The sequence below is a fragment of the Nocardiopsis camelliae genome (assembly GCF_028993595.1).
In the GTDB taxonomy this organism is placed as follows: domain Bacteria; phylum Actinomycetota; class Actinomycetes; order Streptosporangiales; family Streptosporangiaceae; genus Nocardiopsis; species Nocardiopsis dassonvillei.
The window spans coordinates 6,466,959-6,484,506 of record NZ_CP118614.1 but is presented as its reverse complement, the minus strand read 5'-3'; the positions used below and the strand labels follow the sequence as shown (position 1 = coordinate 6,484,506).

The window sequence follows — 17,548 nt, the reverse complement described above, 5'->3', positions numbered from 1 at the left end:
GGTATTCAGCGGGCTACGGGAATCATGTCGCAGTCGAGCCGTATGAAGCGTGACATCGTGGTGGTGAAGCGATGCTCGGCACCGAACCTGGCGATGCACTCCTGACGCAGCCCCTCCCATTCCTCTTCAACATCCTCGCCTAGCGCTCTCCGGCTGATCAGGTGGTTGCGGCGGGCGATCAGCAGCGACACATGGTTCTCGTCCAGACTCGCACGGCATTGCTCCACACCGTCGGCGTCGCGTGTCCGTGCTTCTTGGATCCGTCCCAAGGCGAAGAAGTCGTTCGCCAGATTGATTCGCGCAGGGATCGTGGTCGCTTCGCTCTCACCGTAGATCCGCACCAGTCCCTCCAAAGCCGCGCTGTCAAGCTCGAATGCGCGTTTGAGGTCTCCCGAGGTCCTGAACGCTATGGCGGCGTTCACACGTGCGACCCAGGGGAAGGGATGGTGGTCGGGGTAGTGTTCCGCCACATTGCCCAGAAGGTACTCCGCCCGTCGGCAGGCCTCCTCGACGCGTCCTCCGAAGGCCAGGTTCACGGTGTGCACGGCCCAGAAGTAAAGAGCTGTCACGCCCTGTTGAACACGTTTCTTGTGGTGTCCTGTCTCCACACGCAGGGACAGTTCCAGCGCTCGTTCGTGGTCTCCCAGCCTGCGTCGGATCACCGACAGGAATAGAGGGATGTCCACAGAGTGCACACTGGTGGCTGCTCCTGTGACCTCGAAGCGCTGTTGACAGTCCTCGAGCACCTCCTCCGCCTCCTCCAGCCGTCCGACCGCGATGAGGCTGACCCCCACGGACAGGCGGCTGCGCAGAGTGGAGATCGCGTTCTCTCCGAGGAGCCGGGCACGTTGCTCAGCGTTGCGCCGGTCGATTCGCAGCGCTTCCTCGTATCGGCTGAGATTCTGCAGGATGGTGGCGTAGTCGTGCGCCGCCACCAGAGTCTCCTCCTCTTCGGAGTACCGTTCGAGCCGTAGTTCGTAGATTCCTCGGAAGAGCTCCTCGGCCTCAGTGAAGTGTCCGAGGTTGGCCAGAGCGATGGCGCGCGCCCTCAGAGCAGCCAGGGCCTCCTCGCTCTCGGCTCCTTCCAGCTCGGATTGTTCGGCGTGCATATGCTCCGCCTCCGCCAACGCTGTACGGTTGTGCCCCTGGCTGCGTAGGATCCGGTTGCGCAGGAGCTGGACCTGGAAGCGCTGCGAGACGTCGTCGTACCAGCTGGCCGCACAACGGTCGGTCAACTGCAGTGCCGGTGTGTAGTTTCCTGTCTCCACCAGGTAGGAGATGGTGTTGTACATGAGGTTGCGGACCTGGGGATCACTGTTACGCCAAGCCTCGGAGGCGTGCGTGTGGGCGAACAACAGCTGGTAGGTGTCCCAGTTCTCGGGGCGGCCCGGGCCCAGGGGGTCGCTCTGGGCCAGTAGCCGGTGCGCCAGCAGGCGGTAGCCGAGCCGGTCCTCGTCGTCCAGGCTCTGCTGGACGACACTGCGGAAGGTCACGTGCAGCTGGAAGGTGTTGTGCGCCAGGTCCCGCTCCGCGAGGCTGTGCCGTCCCACGTAGGTCAGGACCTTCGACAGGACCATGTCGTTGCCCAGGACACGGGAGAGGTGGGAGCTGGTACTCAACCCCGCCGCCCGGTGGAAGAGGGTCCTGGACAGCGGCTTGGGCGCGAAGAAGGCGCACAGTTGGATGAACTCCCGCACCATGTGCTTGAGCTCCCGGTCCCTCCCGGTGCCGCGCCGCAGGTCGTCGAGCTGGAGCTTCCATGCCGCAGCCAGGGAACGGGGGTAGAGGCCGTCCGACTCGACCTGGCTCACAAGGTCGTCGAACTTGGTGTCCAGCAGTTCGAGGAACTCGTCGGTGCTCAGCAGCGAGTCGCGCAGATAGGCGCCCATCTGCGCCAGGGCGAGGGGAAAGTGTTCGAGCCGTGCCGCGATCTGCGCGGCGGCTGATCCGCCCTCCAGCCCGGCTGGGCACACCTTGCGTAGGAGTGCCACGCTCTCGTCGGGACTCATCGTGGGAACGGAGCAACCGTCACTGAGCCCGTTCGTGATCCAGTTCTTGTCCCGCGAGGTGACCAGGACGCGCCCGTCCACGCTGTGCGGCAGGTTATCGAGGGGCAGATCGTCCAGGTTGGAGACGTCGTCGAAAATGAGAAGCCAGGTGCCGACACCGGGGTCGCCCTCCAACCTCTCCCGAACCTGGACCACGGTCTCCTCGGCACCGAGGTCGTCGCGCACACCCAGGTGCCTGGCCAGCCGGAGATAGGACTGCTGGATGTCGGTCTGGTTCTCCGCCGGAAACCACCAGACCAGGTCGTAGGATCCGCGATAGGTGTGCGCATAGGCGATGGCGATCTGCGTCTTGCCGATGCCCCCGCCGCCCGCCAACAGGAACGAGTCGCCTCCCGGGTCCGACAGGGAGGCGTGGATCCGGGCCAAGACGTCCTCGCGGCCGGTGAAGTTGCGGTTGTGCGGAGGGACTCCTCCGAACCGCGCCATCCTCCGCCGGGGAGACGCGGAGGACCTGTCGGTACTGTCGGCAACGGAACCCGCCGGGTCCGGTACCGGGATCTGCGAGGTGGTCACGGAACGGCTCTCTTCCTCTCGTGGGGCGCTGGGGTCACGGACCGGCGCCTCACCGAGCGCCTCCCGTATGCGGTCGGCGAGCCTGCGGTACTCACCGGGCATCTCGGACAGGGCGGGAAGGACCGCGCGCGCCAGGGACTCCTCGCCCTCGACGGAGACGGCCACGGGGGCTCCCGAGTCGATACGTGACAGGTACTGGAAGATCCGCGCCTCGTCCTTGAACTCGATGCCGATCGCGTAGAAGACCGAGCGCATCGTGCTGATCTGGCCGAACCGGCCGAGCAGCTCACGTCTGACCTCGGCGCGGAACTCCAGCGCGCCCCGGGAAGGGTCGTCCAGGCGTCCGCCGTGGAAAGCCGGGTCCATCAGCTCCGAACCGAACACCTCGGCGATCTCCGTCCGCGCGGTCAACCCGCTCACCGGTGCACGGGGGATCCCCCGCTGGATGACCTCGGCCGCCGGGAGGTTCACCGGGGTCTGGGCCAGCCGCACGGCCAGTTCGCGGGCACCCGATGAGGCGTTGGCCAGGAAGTGGGCGACCGGCTCGGGCACCTCACGCGGGGCCGAGCCGCTGCGTCCCCCGCCGGTGAGGACCCAGGCGTCCACCTTCCAGTCCGGACGGGAGGCGGTCAGGGCCGAGACCGCCGCGGCGACCGACTCCGGAGCGCACTCGAGCAACGGAACCACCACGGTGTCGGGAGGGGGGCCGTGTGGCTCGGTGTCGGCCACGGAGCTGGCGAAGGACCAGGAGGAGGACGCGGTGGGAGGCATCTCCCGCATCCACAGGGGCTTGAGCGTGACGGGTCCTCGGGACCACGCGGAACGGTCGAGCAGGTGGAGTAGGACGACGGGTACGTTCGCGGCCAGCTCGGCCAGCCACGGGAGCAGGCTGGGCCCCCTCCACTTCCGGTCCTGGGTGTCGGTGACGACGCCGATCACACCGATTCCGCCCGACAGGAGGGAGCGGTGGTCCGCGGCGAGTAGCGAGGAGGCGCCGCCCAGTGCGCTGACGGGTGCTCCCACCTCCCGTGCGGCTCTCCGAATGGGGGCCACGGCATGCTCATGGAGCTGCATCAGAGGGGAGCCGTCGATGATGACGGCCATGCGTGCGGAACCGTCCGTGCCGGACAGGGCCTTCCGGTATCGCTGAGTCAGTTCATCCATGGTGTGGTTTCGCCGAATCTGTGTGGAAAAGTCGGCGTCCTTCCACGTACGCGGGTGGAAGGCCTCCTCGGGGACGCATTACCTCAGTCTTTCACTGCTCCGACAGCCGTCGGTTGTGAGCCATCTTATTTCGTTCCCGGCGGAGAACGCGGGTTCACTGGAACCCTTTCGGGGAACACGTGGTGCGGTCATCGCCCTTCCTCTCCCCGTGGGAAACCGAGGGTGGTTCGCTGTCGCCTCGGGTTTCGTCCGTGGGTCATGAGGAGTTCTGTGTGGCTTATGTGTCATGTGGTGCTGCTTGATATTATTTGGGGGATCATGTCGTCGCCGTGGTCATCATGTATCAAGGCGATCAGGTGGGTCTGCACCGTTTCCGAGAAACGCGCCCTCATCCTCGCCCTGTCCCTGAGGTAGCGGGCGAGCGCGGTCACCTCGACGCGGTCCCCCGGCTTGCGCGACAGCAGTTCGTCCACGAGTTCCGTGACAGCGTGTCGAGGCCCCCTGATGATGGTGGGCACGCCCTGGTAGACGATCGCGTTGTAGATGGTCCGGATGTGTGCGTGGTCCGAGTCCACCACGCACACGGTGATGTTGTGGTCGGCCAGCGCGTCCGCGATCTCGTCGCCGGGCGTCCTCCAGGCGATCAGGACGTTGCGGTCGTCCAAGCACGGTTTCTCACGTTGTCGTTCGGAGCGCCGGGCCCATCTCTCCGGGGGCACGGTGACGTCGTCCTTCGACTCCGTGCGCTCGCGTATGTGGTAGACGATCTCGTACTGCGTTCCCAGGCTCGGTGCCAGCCCCGCCATCTCCCGGTGCATCCTCGCTTCGGCCACGTTCAGGTGGAGGAGTTCGCGGGGAAGCAGGACGCGCAGCCTCAGCGACTCCTCCGTCGGTACGACCAGGCGTTGCAGGGAAGCCTCGCTCATGATGTCCCCCACGAGGTCGCAGATCTGCTCCTCGTCGGCCTGCTGTTCACCCTGGGGGAAGACCTCGTACCCGGCGTCGCCGAGATGGGCGATGCTGTGCGAGAGCCGGTAGCCACGGGCGGCGGGTGCCAGGTCGAACACCACGACCGTCTCCGGGACCGCCAGGCTCCCGGAAGCGGAGGGAGGGCCGCTGCTCGGTTCCCCTGTCGGCGCGGCGCCTGCGCCGACGGCGCGGTCCCCGCGGCGACGTTCGCGGTCCCGGATCAGGATCTCCTCCCAGTCGGGCCCCAGGACGGACGCCGTCCTCCGGATCCACTGGCCGACCACCAGGGGTATCGGTCGTCGCGGGAGCAGCTCCTGGTACACGTGGTGCACCCAGGAGACGTGCCGGGGCGGGCCGCCGTAGGGGGCGACCAGGTCCAGCAGAGCGGTGAAGACCGTCCACGCGGTCGCCTCCCCGCTCGTACGCCTGCGGACCTCGCGCACTTCGGAGGAGTCGAGGAGCCCGCGGGTGGGGACCTCGTCCAGGGTGACCGAGGCGAGGAGGTCGTGGAGGCTGTCGTACGTCTCCTCCCCGCACAGGGACTCGTCGACCAGGCGCTGCACGGTGACGGCGCTGCGGGTGTCACGGAGTACACGGCTGCCGAGCATCTCCTCGACGGGCAGGACGAAGCCCAGGGTCGTCGGCTCCTCGGGCTGTTTCCACGGGTAGTGGTGGTTCTTCTGGAGGATCCCGACGACCTCCCCGGTCTGCGCGCGCACGGCGCAGCCGCTGAATCCCTCGGTGATGCGTACCTCGCTCTGGGCCGCGATCTCCACCTGATGGGTGAAACCGGTGGGGCCTCCCTTGCCCCTGTAGAGCAGCGGGGCCTGCAGGGAGTCCATGAGCGCGGGATAACCGGTGGCGCGCAGTCCGCTTTCGAGCGGTAGTTCCGAGCAGTTCGCGAGGACGGGGAATCCGGTGTCCGGTGTTCCCGACGCGGTCAACCTGAGCAGGGCCAGGTCCCGGCTTCCTGGTCCTGCTGCCCACAGGTCGGTACCGACCCTCGCCTCCCACGTGCGGCCGTCGAACGAGCGCAGTGCGACGAAGGCGTCGTCCCCCGGGTGCTCAGCCACATGTCGTGGAAGGCGCAGGGCGGTGGCGACCACGTGCGCGCACGTCACCGCCAGGTGCGGGGACACCAGTACCGCACCGCCGCAGACCTGTCCGTTCGGATTGAGTACCCGCGTCTGCCACGGAGGTTCGTGCGGCTGCAGTCCAGGTGGGGGAGGGAGGGGGACGGCCACAGTTCGCGGACCTCTCTCGTATCCGTTTCGCCCGGTGATACCTCTCGGACGTTATGGCCGGAATCGTTCCCCCGTGCGACTGCGGGCAACCGGGGGAACGCGGGTCGTCAATCCGCAGGGTGCCCGGGAGAGGGGAGAGCTCCGGTAGCGGGTCGTGCGGTACGGGGTGTTCCGATACAAGGATGGCCCTGTCTATGTCCGGTCCGACAAACACCGGCGCCCCGGCATGGCCTGGCGGACGGCGACCCACGGCCGAGGACTCGCCGAGGTATCAAAGCGGTGTTGTTCCACGCACAGGTGTTGTGACTTACCGGACACGGGGCAATGATCCCCCGCAATATCCACGAACAGCGCGTAAGGCTCGTGCCCGCGCGCTCAGGAGAAGGGAGGGCAGGGTCTTGGACGAGTCCATGCTCTGGTCCGTCGCGACCTTCGGCGTGTACCTCGCCGCCATGGTGGCCATCGGCCTGTGGGCCTACAAGCGCACCGTCTCGCAGTCGGACTTCGTGCTCGGCGGCAGACAGCTCAACAGCTGGGTGGCGGGCCTGAGCGCCAACGCCAGCGACTTCAGCGGGTGGCTGCTGCTCGGGCTGCCCGGCGCCATCTACGTCTCCGGCCTGGGCGAGGCCTGGATCGCCGTCGGCCTGGCCTGCGGCTTCGCCGGGAGCTGGATCCTCCTCGCGCCCCGCCTGCGGGTGTACACCGAACGCGTGACCGACGCCCGCTCGGGGGGCGACTCCGACTCCCTGACCCTCTCCTCCTTCCTGGAGAACCGCTTCAACGACCCCACGCGGCTGCTGCGCGGGGTCTCGGCGGTGCTCATCATCGTCTTCTACTTCTTCTACGTCGCCTCCGGGCTCGTCGCCATGGCCGCCCTGTTCGACCAGGTCTTCGGTCTGAGCCCGGGCCCCGCCATCGCCATCGGCGTGGGCATCGTGGTGCTCTACACCGTGCTCGGCGGCTTCCTCGCGGTGTCCTACACCGACGTGGTCCAGGCCGCGATGATGTGGATCGCCCTGCTGGTCGTCCCCGCCATGGCGGTCACCGCGCTCGGCGGCTTCGCCGGGCTGTCCGAGGGCGTGTCCGGCAAGAGCGACGGGCTGCTGTCGGCCGTCGGCGGCACCGCCCTGGACGCCGAGCTCGGCCAGTGGGTGAGCACCGACACCCTCGGCTGGGTGGTCATCGTCTCCGGCCTGGCCTGGGGCTTCGGCTACTTCGGCCAGCCGCACATCCTGTCCCGCTACATGGGCATCCGCTCGGTCCGCGACATCCCCAAGGCCGCCGTCATCAGCGTGGTCTGGGCGGTCACCGCCATGATCCTGGCGGTGCTGGTCGGCTTCATCGGCATCGCCTACTTCGACACCCCGCTGGAGAACTCCGAGCAGGTCTTCCCGCTCCTGATCGAGGCCCTGACCCACCCCCTGGTCGCCGGTCTGCTGCTCGCCGCCATCCTCGCGGCCGTCATGAGCACCGCCGACTCCCAGCTGCTGGTCGCCGCGTCCGCCCTCACCGAGGACGGCTACCGGGCCTTCGTGGACCGCGACGCCGACCCCAAGAGGCTGCTGTGGGTCAGCCGCGTCACCGTGGTCGCCGTCGCCCTGGGCGCCGCGGCCATCGCCCTGTGGGGCGACCAGTCGGTGATGGACCTGGTCGGCTACGCCTGGGCCGGGTTCGGCGCGGGCTTCGGCCCGATCCTGGTGCTCTCCGTGTTCTGGAAGCGCATGAGCTGGTCCGGCGCGCTCGCGGGCATGATCGCGGGCGGCACCACCGCGATCGTGTGGGACGTCCTCGACGCGAACTTCTTCGGCACCGGCCTGTACGCCATGGTCCCGGCCGTGGTCCTCAGCGTCGCCGCCATCTTCGTCTTCAACGGCCTGGCCAGGGTCACCCCGCAGATGGAGAGCGACTTCGACCGGGTCGAGGCGGAGATCCGCGGCACCGGTTCCGCCCCGGGAGAGGCCACACGGGTCTGACCGGCGACCGCCCCGGCCTCCCCGCCCGCACCGCGTCCGCAGTGCGGGCGGGGAGGCCGCTCTGGCGCACCCGACCCCGGAACGGTAGAACGGTGACATGTCGTCACTGACGGAACACCCGGCCGTGTGGGCCCGGACCGACGTGCCCGAGGGCCTCGGATTGGGCGCGCTCCTCCCCGAGCCCGACGGCCACCGCCTGGAGGCCGGGGAGACCGTCGTCGTGGGCGAGGAGCGGTTCCTCACCCGCTTCAGCGTCCGCACCGACCTGGCGTGGACGACCCGGCGGGTGTACGCCGAGGTCCTCTCCTCCCAGGGCCTGGAGTCGGTCACGCTCGACGCCCACGGAGGCCACTGGAGCGGACCCGACGGCGTTCCCCGGCCCGAACTGGTGGGCTGCCTGGACGTGGACGTCGCCGCCACCCCGCTCACCAACACCCTGCCCATCCGCCGCCTCGGCCTGCGCCCGGGCGAGTACCGCGACATCGCGGTGGTCTGGATCGACATCCCCTCCCTGCGGGTGCGCCGGGTCAGACAGCGCTACACCCGCCACCCCGCCGAGGACGGCCTGGAGCGCTACACCTACCGCGACCCCCTGCACGGCGAGTACCGGCTGTCGGTGGACGGGGACGGGGTGGTCGTCGACTACGAGCGCTTCGCCCGCCGCCTGCGCACGGACACCTGAGGCCGCCCCGCGCACTCTCCCGCCCCCGCGAGTCCCCGCCCCGCGCATCCCCACCCCGCCCCCGCGATCCCTCCCTCCGGCTCCCCGAGGCCGCGCCCCCTCCACCGGCCCCTCCGCCGCCCCCTCCGGTCCGGGCCGCTCCCCGGGCTCGTCCCCGAACGCGGGACAGGCGATAATCGGCGGGCACACGCACCACACCCACGGGGGACCGCAGTGACCGACACCGAGCTGAGCCAGGACCGTCGCGAGATCATCCGCGACCTCGCAGTGCCCGAGCACTTCGACGCGCGCGTCGAGATCGAACGCCGTGTGGCCTTCCTCGCCGAGCGGCTGATCAGCACCGGCTCCACCGCGCTGGTCCTGGGCATCAGCGGCGGTGTGGACTCGCTCACCGCCGGACGCCTGTGCCGCCTGGCGGTGGACCGGGCCCGCGAGAACGGCCACGAGTGCGAGTACGTCGCCATGCGCCTGCCCTACGGCGAGCAGAAGGACGAGGAGGACGCGACCCGCTCCGTCGCGTTCACGGCCCCCGAGCGCTGCCTCACCGTCGACGTCCGGCCCGCCAGCGATGCCATGGCCGACTCCCTGTCCGCCGCCGGGATGGCCTACGCCAGCGAGTCCTCGGCGGACTTCGTCCTCGGCAACGTCAAGGCGCGGCAGCGGATGATCGCCCAGTACGCGGTCGCGGGCGGCCTGCGCGGACTGGTGGTCGGCACCGACCACGCGGCCGAGGCGGTCACCGGGTTCTTCACCAAGTACGGCGACGGCGGGGCCGACCTCGTGCCGCTGACCGGTCTGACCAAGCGCCGGGTGCGCGCGGTCGCCGCCGAGCTGGGCGCTCCGGAGGACCTGGTGCGCAAGGTGCCCACCGCCGACCTGGAGACGCTCTCCCCGCAGAAGCCGGACGAGGAGGCCCTCGGCCTGACCTACGACCAGATCGACGACTTCCTGGAGGGCCTGCCGGTGCCCGGGCACGTGGAGACCGCGCTGGTCGGCCGGTACCGCGCCACCGCCCACAAGCGCGCGCTGCCCACCGCTCCCTGACGCCACCGCGGCGAACCGGCGGGTCCCGCGCACCCGGCCGACACCGGTGGCCGGGGCCGGGCCCGCCGCGCGTACGGGGCCGGGCGGCGGACCGGAGGACCCCTCCGTTCCGCCGCCGTTTCCGCCGCCGTTTCCGTGCGCGCCCGGGGCCCTCACACCGCTGCCGCGCGGCCCGACCGCCCCGGACAGCTGTTCCGTCTCCGCACACGGACCTTCCCCAAGGGTTTCGTACACGCCGTCTCGCGGGGTACCGTGTGCGGGAACTCTCCCGGACTTCCCGGAGCACGTTCGGCGCGTCAGCGCCCTCCGCCCGGGGGAGAACGGTCCCCGATCCGCCGCGCCCCGACGCGCGGTGGTGCAGGCACCACCTTCCACGGTCGGGCAACCGCCTCTCGGAGAGGGGCGTCAGATCCATCGCGGCCACCACCCGGCCCGACCTACTCTCGTTACCACGCGTCGCCGACAGTTGAGCCGACGCGGCCACGCCACCGGGCGCGTTCGAGAACGCGTCGCCACCCCCTGATCCCGGCCACACGGCCCCCGCGCACCATCGCGTCCGGGGACGCACACGCGTACGGGGTAGACCAAGGAGCGACCGATGACCGTGACCGTCGAGAACGAAGGCGGGGGCTCGTCGTCGGCGTACGCCTCCGGCACAGCCCTCCTGCCCTCTCCGCGGGCACCGCGGCCCGGGGCTGGCCGGGACAGGTTCCTGGACGTCATCCGGCTGTTCGTGATGGCTCTGGTGGTCATGCAGCACTGGTGGCTGCCGGTTCTGGTCCACGAACCCGGGTCCTTCGAGGCGGGCAGCGTCCTGTCCACCGAGGGCGGCTTCGTGCTGACGTGGGTCGTCCAGGTCATGCCGCTGATCTTCTTCGTCGGGGGCGCGGCCAACCTCATCAGCTGGCGCTCGGCCTCGGGCCGGGGCATGTCCGCGTCGGACTGGTTCGCGCGCAGACTGCGCAGACTCGCCTGGCCGGTGGTGCCGCTGGCGGCCCTGTGGATCGTCGCCTCCCACCTGCTGGTCCTGGGCGGCGCACCGGCCCAGGCGGTCCTGGTGGGCGCCGGGGCCGCGGGCATGGTGCTGTGGTTCCTCGCCGTGTACGTGCTGGTGGTCGTGTCCACCCCGCTGCTGTTCCGGGCCCAGGAGCTCTTCGGCTGGTGGGTCCCGATCGCCCTGCTGGCCGCCGCTGCGGCCGTGGACCTGACCCGCTTCTCGACCGGCGCGGACTGGGTCGGCTACCTCAACGTGGCCTTCGTGTGGCTGGGCGTGCACCAGTTGGGGTTCCGCTACGCGACGGGGGCGATCCGCCTGCGCTACGCCGCGGGGATGGTGGCGGGCGGCGCGGCCGCCGCGCTGGCCCTGACGACGTTCGGCCCCTACTCGCTCAACATGACGGGCGTGTTCGCCACGGAGTCCTCCAACGTGTCCCCGCCCACCCTGGTGCTCGCCGCCATGGGCGCGCTGCAGATCGGCGTCGCGGTGCTGCTGCGCGAGCGGATCAGCGCCTGGTCGGAGCGCCCGGGCCCGGCGCGTCTGCTGGACCGGATCTGCCCGCAGCTGATGACGGTCTACCTGTGGCACATGCTGCCGCTCAGCGTGGTGGCGGGCGTGCTGGTGTTCGGCCTGGGGATCGACACCCCCGAGCCGCTGACGGGCCTGTGGGTGCTGTGGGGCGTGCTGGGGCTGGTGGTCCTGGTGCCCCTGATCGTGCCGCTGGCGCACTGGGCGGTGCGGTTCGAGAACCCGCCGAAGGTGCTGAGCGGTTCCCCGGGCATGGTCCGCGTCCTGGCCGCCGCGGCGCTGGTCGGCGGAGGGATGCTGCTGCTGACGGTGTCCGGCCTGGGACTCGGCGCGGGCCCGGTCCTCGGACTGCTCGCGGTGCTGTCGGGCGTGTTCCTGACGCGGGCTCCCCGGAGGAGCTGACCGCCCCGCGCCCGGTCCGGGGAGCCCCGGACCGTGCGCCCTCCCCGGCGCCCCGCGGGTCCGGGGCGCTACCGGTCCCCGTATCGGGTAGACCGAAGGGCATGGACCCGACACGTATCGCCTTCGAAGAACGGGGGAGCGGCCGCCCCCTGGTCCTCCTCCACGGACTCGGGGACCGCCGCCAGAGCTGGACCGCCGTGATGCGGCGGCTCTCCGCCGACTACCGCGTCATCTGCGTGGACCTGCCGGGGTTCGGCGCCTCGCCCGGGCCCGGCCCCGACGAGCCCTACGACGTCCTCACCCTGACCGACGACATCCAGGAGTTCTGCCGCCTGCACGGGCTGGAGCGCCCGCACCTGGCGGGCAACTCGCTCGGCGGGTCGATCGCCCTCGAACTGGGGGTCCGGGGCCTGGCCGCGTCGGTGACGGTGTTCTCCCCGGCGGGGTTCTCCGACAGGCTCGCCCGGTGCGCGATACGCGGGGTCGGCGCGCTCTCCCGCCTGGCCACGCACGTCCCGATGCGGGTCAAGGAGCGCCTGGCCAACACCGCCCCGGCCAGGACGGCCGCCCGGATCGCGCTGCGCGGCGACCCCTCGACGCCCGAGGCCAAGGCGACCCGGTTCAGCGTCCGGGGCCTCCAGCAGGGTTCGCCCTACATCCGGCTCGTGCCGCGCATCGCCGAGTACGTCTTCACGGCGCGGCCGATCGAGTGCCCGGTCACCATCGCCTGGGGCGACCGCGACCGGACACTGCTGCCGTCCAGCGCCGCGCACGCCCACCACCGGGTGCCCAACGCGCGCATGGTCTCGCTGATCGGCAGCGGGCACATCCCCATGGCCGACGACCCGGTCACGGCCGCCGAGCACGTCCGGTGGACCTGCCGCGCCGCCGACCTGGGCAGCGCCAAGGCCGCCGCGCGCAACGCGGCCGGGCGCGTGACCAAACCCGGTCCCCAGGACTGAACCCGGTCTCTAGCAGCTGAAACCGCCGTCGGTGCTGATCACCTGGCCGGTCACCCACGAGGCCTCGTCGGTGGTCAGCCAGGCCAGCAGCCTGGCCGGGTCGTCGGGCACGCCCACCCGCCCGGCCGGGAAGCCGGGCAGGACGCGGTGCATCAGCTCCTCGTCGATGTAGCCGGTCTGCACCGGGCCGGGGTCGACGGCGTTCACGGTGATGCCGCGCGGGCCCAGCTCGGCGGCGAGGGTCGGGGTGATCTGGGCCAGGACCGCCTTGGCCGACGCGTACGCCACCTCGCCGGGCATCGCCCCGCGGATCTGCCCGGAGGTCATGAACAGCACCCGGCCGCCGGGGCGCCCGTCGTGCCGCGCCGCGAAGGCCTGCGCGAGCAGGATCGGCGCGCGGGCGTCGACCGCCCAGTGCCCGTCGAGCATCTCCAGGGTCACCTCCGCCAGCGACGCGTCGCCGCCGTTGCGCGCGTGGTTGGCCACCAGGACGTCCAGGTGCCCGAACTCGGCCGCGGTCGCCTCCACCACCCGCCGGGGCGCGTCGGGGTCGGCCATGTCCGCGCCGACGTCGGCCACGCGGGCGGCGGGGTCGCCGAGCACCGCGCGCACGCCGTCGAGCACGGCGGTGAGGTCGTCGCTGCCCCAGGGCAGCTCCGCGTCGTGCGGCTGGTGGTGGTGGACCATCACCGAGGCGCCGTACGCGGCGAGGCGGCGGGCCACGGCGTAGCCGATGCCGCCGCGCCTGCTCGCGCCGGTGACCAGGGCGGTCCTGCCGCGCAGGGGCAGGGGGTCGCGGGACAGGGCGTCCCGGTCGGAGCGTTCGGGGGAGGAAGCGGAGTGGGCCATGGCGGGCCTGCCTTCTGCCGTGGACGGACGGGGAACCGGCCGCGCCGCGGGTCCGGGCGATCCCGGGAGCCGCGGTGTGCGCGGCGCCGGGGCGACTCTGGCAGAAGGGGTGGGGCGGCGCACCCGGTTTTCGGCCTCCTCTCCGGAGTCGCGTGTCCGGAATGTGCTGTCCCGGGAGTGATGGTGTGTTCTGTTGACCGGGCTCCCCGGTCTACCGCTGTGTCGAGTTCGCGGGATACCGTGGACCCGCTCACCGACGCCTTGAGGAGGCAGTGGATTGACACCATCGACACGACCGGCCCCGGGCCTGCCCGAGTGGCTGCGCGAGGAGGAGCGGCGGCTGTACGGCTTCGCCGCGGGATCCGCCGTGTCCGACGGCTTCGGCTGGCTCGACGCGGACGGGCGTGTGGAGCGGGACCGGCCCGCCGCCGCCTGGATCACCGCGCGGATGACGCACGTGTTCTCCCTGGCCCACCTGCGGGGGGAGGCCGACGCGGGGCGGCTGGCCGACCACGGTGTGGCGGCCCTGGCGACGGGCCCCCTGCGCGACGCCCGGGACGGCGGCTGGTTCGACCGGGTGCCGGACGACACTGCGGCGGACTCTTCCCGGGAGCGCTCCCATGAGCGTCCGCGCAAGTCGGCCTACGAGCACGCGTTCGTGGTCCTGGCCGCCTCCAGCGCCACCCTCGCCGGTCGCCCGGGAGCGCGTGAGCTGCTCGACGACGCGCTGCGGGTCGTCGAGGAGCGCTTCTGGGAGGAGTCCGCGGGCGCCCTGCGCGAGAGCTGGGACAGCGGGTGGAACGCCACCGAGGACTACCGGGGCGCCAACAGCAACATGCACGCCGTGGAGGCCTTCCTGGCGGCGGCGGACGCCACCGGCGACGCCCTGTGGGCCCGCCGCGCGCTCTCCGTCGCCGAGCGCCTGATCCACGGCGTGGCCGCCGAGCACGACTGGCGCCTGCCCGAGCACTTCACCCCCGACTGGAAGCCCGTCCCGGACTACAACCGGGACCAGCCCGACCACCCCTTCCGCCCCTTCGGGAGCACCACCGGGCACCTGCTCGAATGGGCGCGTCTGCTGGTCCACCTGGAGGTCGCGCTCAGCCGTGCGGGCGACCCCGTCCCCGCGTGGCTGCGCACCGACGCCGAGGCGCTGTTCGACCACGCCGTCCGGCGCGGCTGGGCCGTGGACGGCGCCGACGGGTTCGTCTACACCCTCGACTGGCAGGACCGGCCGGTCGTGCGCGAGCGCATGCACTGGGTGGTGGCCGAGGCCGCCATGGCCGCCTGGGCGCTGGGGGAGCACACGGGCGGGGCCTCCTACACCGACCTGTACGAACGCTGGTGGGCCTACGCCGACCGGCACCACCTGGACCGCGAGCGCGGCAGCTGGCACCACGAGCTGGACCCGGACAACCGTCCGGCCGCGAGCGTGTGGCCGGGCAAGCCGGACGTCTACCACGCCTACCAGGCGGCACTCCTGCCCCAGGTCGGGCTGTCGGCCTCCATCGCGGCCGCCCTCCTGCCCGGCACCGACCAGAACCCCGGAGGAAACGCGTGACCACCGACAACGCAGGGGACGCGCAGGGCGTCCCGGCCGGAGGGGCCGCGGGGGCCGGGTCCTCCCCCCGCCTCGTCGTGGTGGGCGAGAACGTCATGGACCTGCTGCCCACCTCCCACGGCCCCGACGTGCTCAAGGCGGCGCCCGGCGGCGGTCCGGCCAACACGGCGGTGGCGGCGGCCCGGCTGGGCACGCCCACCCGGCTGCTCGCGCGGATCGGCGCGGACGGCTTCGGCGAGCTGATCCGCGAGCGCCTGCTCGGGGAGGGGCTGGACCCGGCGGGGCTGCTCCCGGCCCGGGAGCCGACGGCGCTGGCCCTGGCCACGCTCGGCCGGGACGGGTCGGCCCGCTACGACTTCCGCATGGACGACGCCGCCGACTGGCGCTGGCGCGCGGGGGAGCTGCCCGAGGAGCTGGAACCGGGGGTCCGCGCGCTGCACGCCGCGTCGATAGCGCTGTTCCGCGAGCCCGGCGCCACCCTGATCGAGGCGATGCTGCGCCGCGAGCACGGGCGCGGGCGGGTGACGCTCACCCTGGACCCCAACATCCGCCACGACGTCATAGGCGACCCCGTCACCGCGCGGGCGCTGGCCCTGCGGCACGCCGCGCAGGCGCACCTGGTGAAGGCGAGCGACGAGGACCTGGCGTTCCTGTACCCGGACCTGTCCCCGGTCCGGGCGGCCCACGCCGTCGCGGCGCTGGGCCCGGCGCTGGTGGTGGTGACCATGGGCGCCGACGGGGCCCTGGCGGTCTGCCGGGGCGAGGAGGTGGCGGTGGCCGCGCCGAGGACCGAGGTGGCCGACACCGTGGGCGCGGGCGACTCCTTCATGGGCGCCCTGCTGAACTGGCTGGACCGCCACGACCGGCTGGGGGAGGATCCGCGGGCCCGCCTCGCCGGACTGGACGGGGCGGACCTGGCGGACCTGCTGGGGTTCGCGGTCTCGGTCGCCGCGGTCACGGTGACCCGGGAGGGGGCGGACCCGCCCACCATGGCCGAGGTGGCGGGCGGCGTCGGGCGGTAGCCCCTGCGGACAAGCGCGGCCCGCCCTCCTCAGGCGAGGCCCTCCCTCGTCTGGGCCACGAGGTGGTCCACCACGTCGGCGAGCCTGCCCCGCCGGGCGTACACGGCGCGTTGGCGGGCCGCCCCGCTTCCGGCCGCGCGCACCCGGCCGAGCAGGGAGGAGGCCAGGTCGGCGTCGCCGTTGGCCAGCAGCCCGGGCAGCGCGGCGTGCAGCAGCCGTTCGGCCGCCGCGTGCCCGGGCAGCGCCTCCCCGGTCAGCGGGTCGGGCACCACGCCCTCCAGCCCGTCCCGGGCGGCCCGCCACACGGCGGCCCGCAGCGCCTGGTCGGGGATGCCCGGCGCGGGGATCCCGTAGCACACGTCGGTGAGCGCTCGACCGGTCAGGCCGCGGATCAGCACGGCCAGCAGCAGCGCCTCCTCGGCGGTGGCGGCCACGTCGCTCACCCGGATCTCCAGCGTGGGCAGGTGGTCCGAGAGGCGGACGTCCCAGTAGACCATCCGCCGGTCCAGGATCGCCCCGGCGTCGGAGAGCGCCCGCACGGTCTGCTCGTGCTCGGCCAGGGAGCGCAGGAGCGGGGGAGGACCGGCCGAGGGCAGCCGGTTCCAGGCCACCGTGCGCCAGCTGGAGTAGCCGGTGTCGCGTCCGGCCTGGAACGGGGAGTTCGCCGACAGCGCCACCAGGAACGGCAGCCACCGGCGCAGGTGGTTGCCCACCGCTACGGCGGTCTCCCGGTCGGGGACGCCCACGTGCACGTGGCAGCCGCACACCACGTGCGACTCGCGCAGCGCACCGAAGTGCGCGGCGATGTCGGCGTAGCGGCGCCCCTCGCTGGTCCCCACCGAGGCCGGATCGCCCAGGACGGCGGTGCCGGAGGCGACGACGGCGAGCCCGGCCGCGCCCGCGGCGCGGCCCAGCTCCCCGCGCGCCGCACGCAGGAAGCGCAGGGCCTCGCCCGCGTCGTCGCACACGGGGCTGTTGGCCTCCACCTGCGCGCGGGAGAACTCGCCGCACAGGTGGTCGCGCAGGACGCGGGTGTTGGCGAGCACCTCGGGTGCCCGGGACAGGATGAGGCGGGTGCCGGGGTCTACGACGAAGAACTCCTCCTCGACGCCGAAGGTCGGGGGCACGGTGTGGTTCCCGTCGCGGGCGCCGGCGGCCGCCGACCGCCGGGTGTCGTGTGCTGCCGTGGAGCGGTTCTCCATGGGCGTCGGTCCCTCCCTGCCGTAGGGGCGCTCCCTCACGGGGGCGTCCCGGACTGGATATCCCCGTCGGGGGCGGTCGCGACAGTGTCCTGAAGAAGATAAAAAGCTATCCATGTGATCTTTTGTCCCGTTTGTCGGTATCGCGGGTGTGTCGTTGCGCGCACGTTACGGCTTGATAACCCTGCTCCCGGCCGGTGCGGGCGCCGGGGCGGCGCCGGGCCCCCTCCGCGGAGTGAGCACCGTCACTTTCCCCGGCCGCGGAAACCCAGGTGGGCACCGCGATGCCCCGCCCGCGCACCCGTCCCGCGGGCACCGCGAGTACCCCTATCCAGGCCCGTCCCGCACGTCGCGTGCGACTCCGGGCGAG

Annotated in this window: 11 protein-coding genes; 7 read left to right on the top strand and 4 right to left on the bottom strand. The window is 71.9% G+C overall.

What is annotated here, in order from left to right; all coding sequences use genetic code 11:
* Positions 1–5 precede the first annotated feature (5 nt).
* The gene (fxsT, locus tag PV789_RS28315) at positions 6–3,746 is read right to left on the bottom strand and encodes an FxSxx-COOH system tetratricopeptide repeat protein (protein WP_274975352.1); all 3,741 of its coding nucleotides are present in this window, start codon (positions 3,744–3,746) and stop codon (positions 6–8) included.
* Positions 3,747–4,030: 284 nt separating this feature from the next.
* On the bottom strand, positions 4,031–5,959 hold the full coding sequence (locus tag PV789_RS28310; protein WP_274975351.1) for a trypsin-like peptidase domain-containing protein: 1,929 nt from the start codon (positions 5,957–5,959) through the stop codon (positions 4,031–4,033).
* Between the two features lie 410 nt (positions 5,960–6,369).
* Between PV789_RS28310 and putP the strand changes: the two genes are divergently transcribed.
* The 5 genes from putP (at position 6,370) to PV789_RS28285 (ending at position 12,547) form a co-directional block, all read left to right on the top strand.
* Positions 6,370–7,932, top strand: coding sequence for a sodium/proline symporter PutP (gene putP / locus PV789_RS28305; RefSeq protein ID WP_274978276.1), 1,563 nt, complete (start codon positions 6,370–6,372; stop codon positions 7,930–7,932).
* Between the two features lie 97 nt (positions 7,933–8,029).
* Positions 8,030–8,614: a putative glycolipid-binding domain-containing protein gene (locus PV789_RS28300; protein WP_212642273.1), complete on the top strand. Its 585-nt coding sequence runs from the start codon at positions 8,030–8,032 to the stop codon at positions 8,612–8,614.
* Between the two features lie 213 nt (positions 8,615–8,827).
* Positions 8,828–9,658: an NAD(+) synthase gene (gene nadE, locus PV789_RS28295; protein WP_274975350.1), complete on the top strand. Its 831-nt coding sequence runs from the start codon at positions 8,828–8,830 to the stop codon at positions 9,656–9,658.
* 598 nt (positions 9,659–10,256) lie between these two features.
* Positions 10,257–11,585 (top strand): acyltransferase family protein, encoded by a 1,329-nt coding sequence (locus tag PV789_RS28290; RefSeq protein WP_274975349.1) that lies wholly within the window; start codon positions 10,257–10,259, stop codon positions 11,583–11,585.
* A gap of 101 nt (positions 11,586–11,686) precedes the next feature.
* Positions 11,687–12,547 carry an alpha/beta fold hydrolase gene (locus PV789_RS28285; protein ID WP_274975348.1) on the top strand — a complete coding sequence of 287 codons (861 nt, stop codon included), beginning with the start codon at positions 11,687–11,689 and terminating at the stop codon, positions 12,545–12,547.
* A gap of 9 nt (positions 12,548–12,556) precedes the next feature.
* Here PV789_RS28285 and PV789_RS28280 read toward each other — a convergent pair whose 3' ends face one another.
* A complete protein-coding gene (locus tag PV789_RS28280) occupies positions 12,557–13,396 on the bottom strand; it encodes an SDR family oxidoreductase (RefSeq protein WP_274975347.1) in 840 nt (279 codons plus the stop codon).
* A gap of 277 nt (positions 13,397–13,673) precedes the next feature.
* Between PV789_RS28280 and PV789_RS28275 the strand changes: the two genes are divergently transcribed.
* Together PV789_RS28275 and PV789_RS28270 are read left to right on the top strand one after the other, a co-directional pair.
* Entirely contained in the window at positions 13,674–14,957 is a 1,284-nt protein-coding gene (locus tag PV789_RS28275; RefSeq protein ID WP_274975346.1) for an AGE family epimerase/isomerase, read from the top strand.
* Positions 14,954–15,979, top strand: coding sequence for a carbohydrate kinase family protein (locus PV789_RS28270; RefSeq protein ID WP_302475375.1), 1,026 nt, complete (start codon positions 14,954–14,956; stop codon positions 15,977–15,979). The genes PV789_RS28275 and PV789_RS28270 overlap by 4 nt, the downstream gene beginning before the upstream one ends.
* Positions 15,980–16,008: 29 nt before the next feature.
* Here the strand turns inward: PV789_RS28270 and PV789_RS28265 are convergent, their stop codons facing one another.
* On the bottom strand, positions 16,009–17,181 hold the full coding sequence (locus PV789_RS28265) for a carboxylate-amine ligase (RefSeq protein ID WP_274975345.1): 1,173 nt from the start codon (positions 17,179–17,181) through the stop codon (positions 16,009–16,011).
* Positions 17,182–17,548 lie beyond the last annotated feature (367 nt).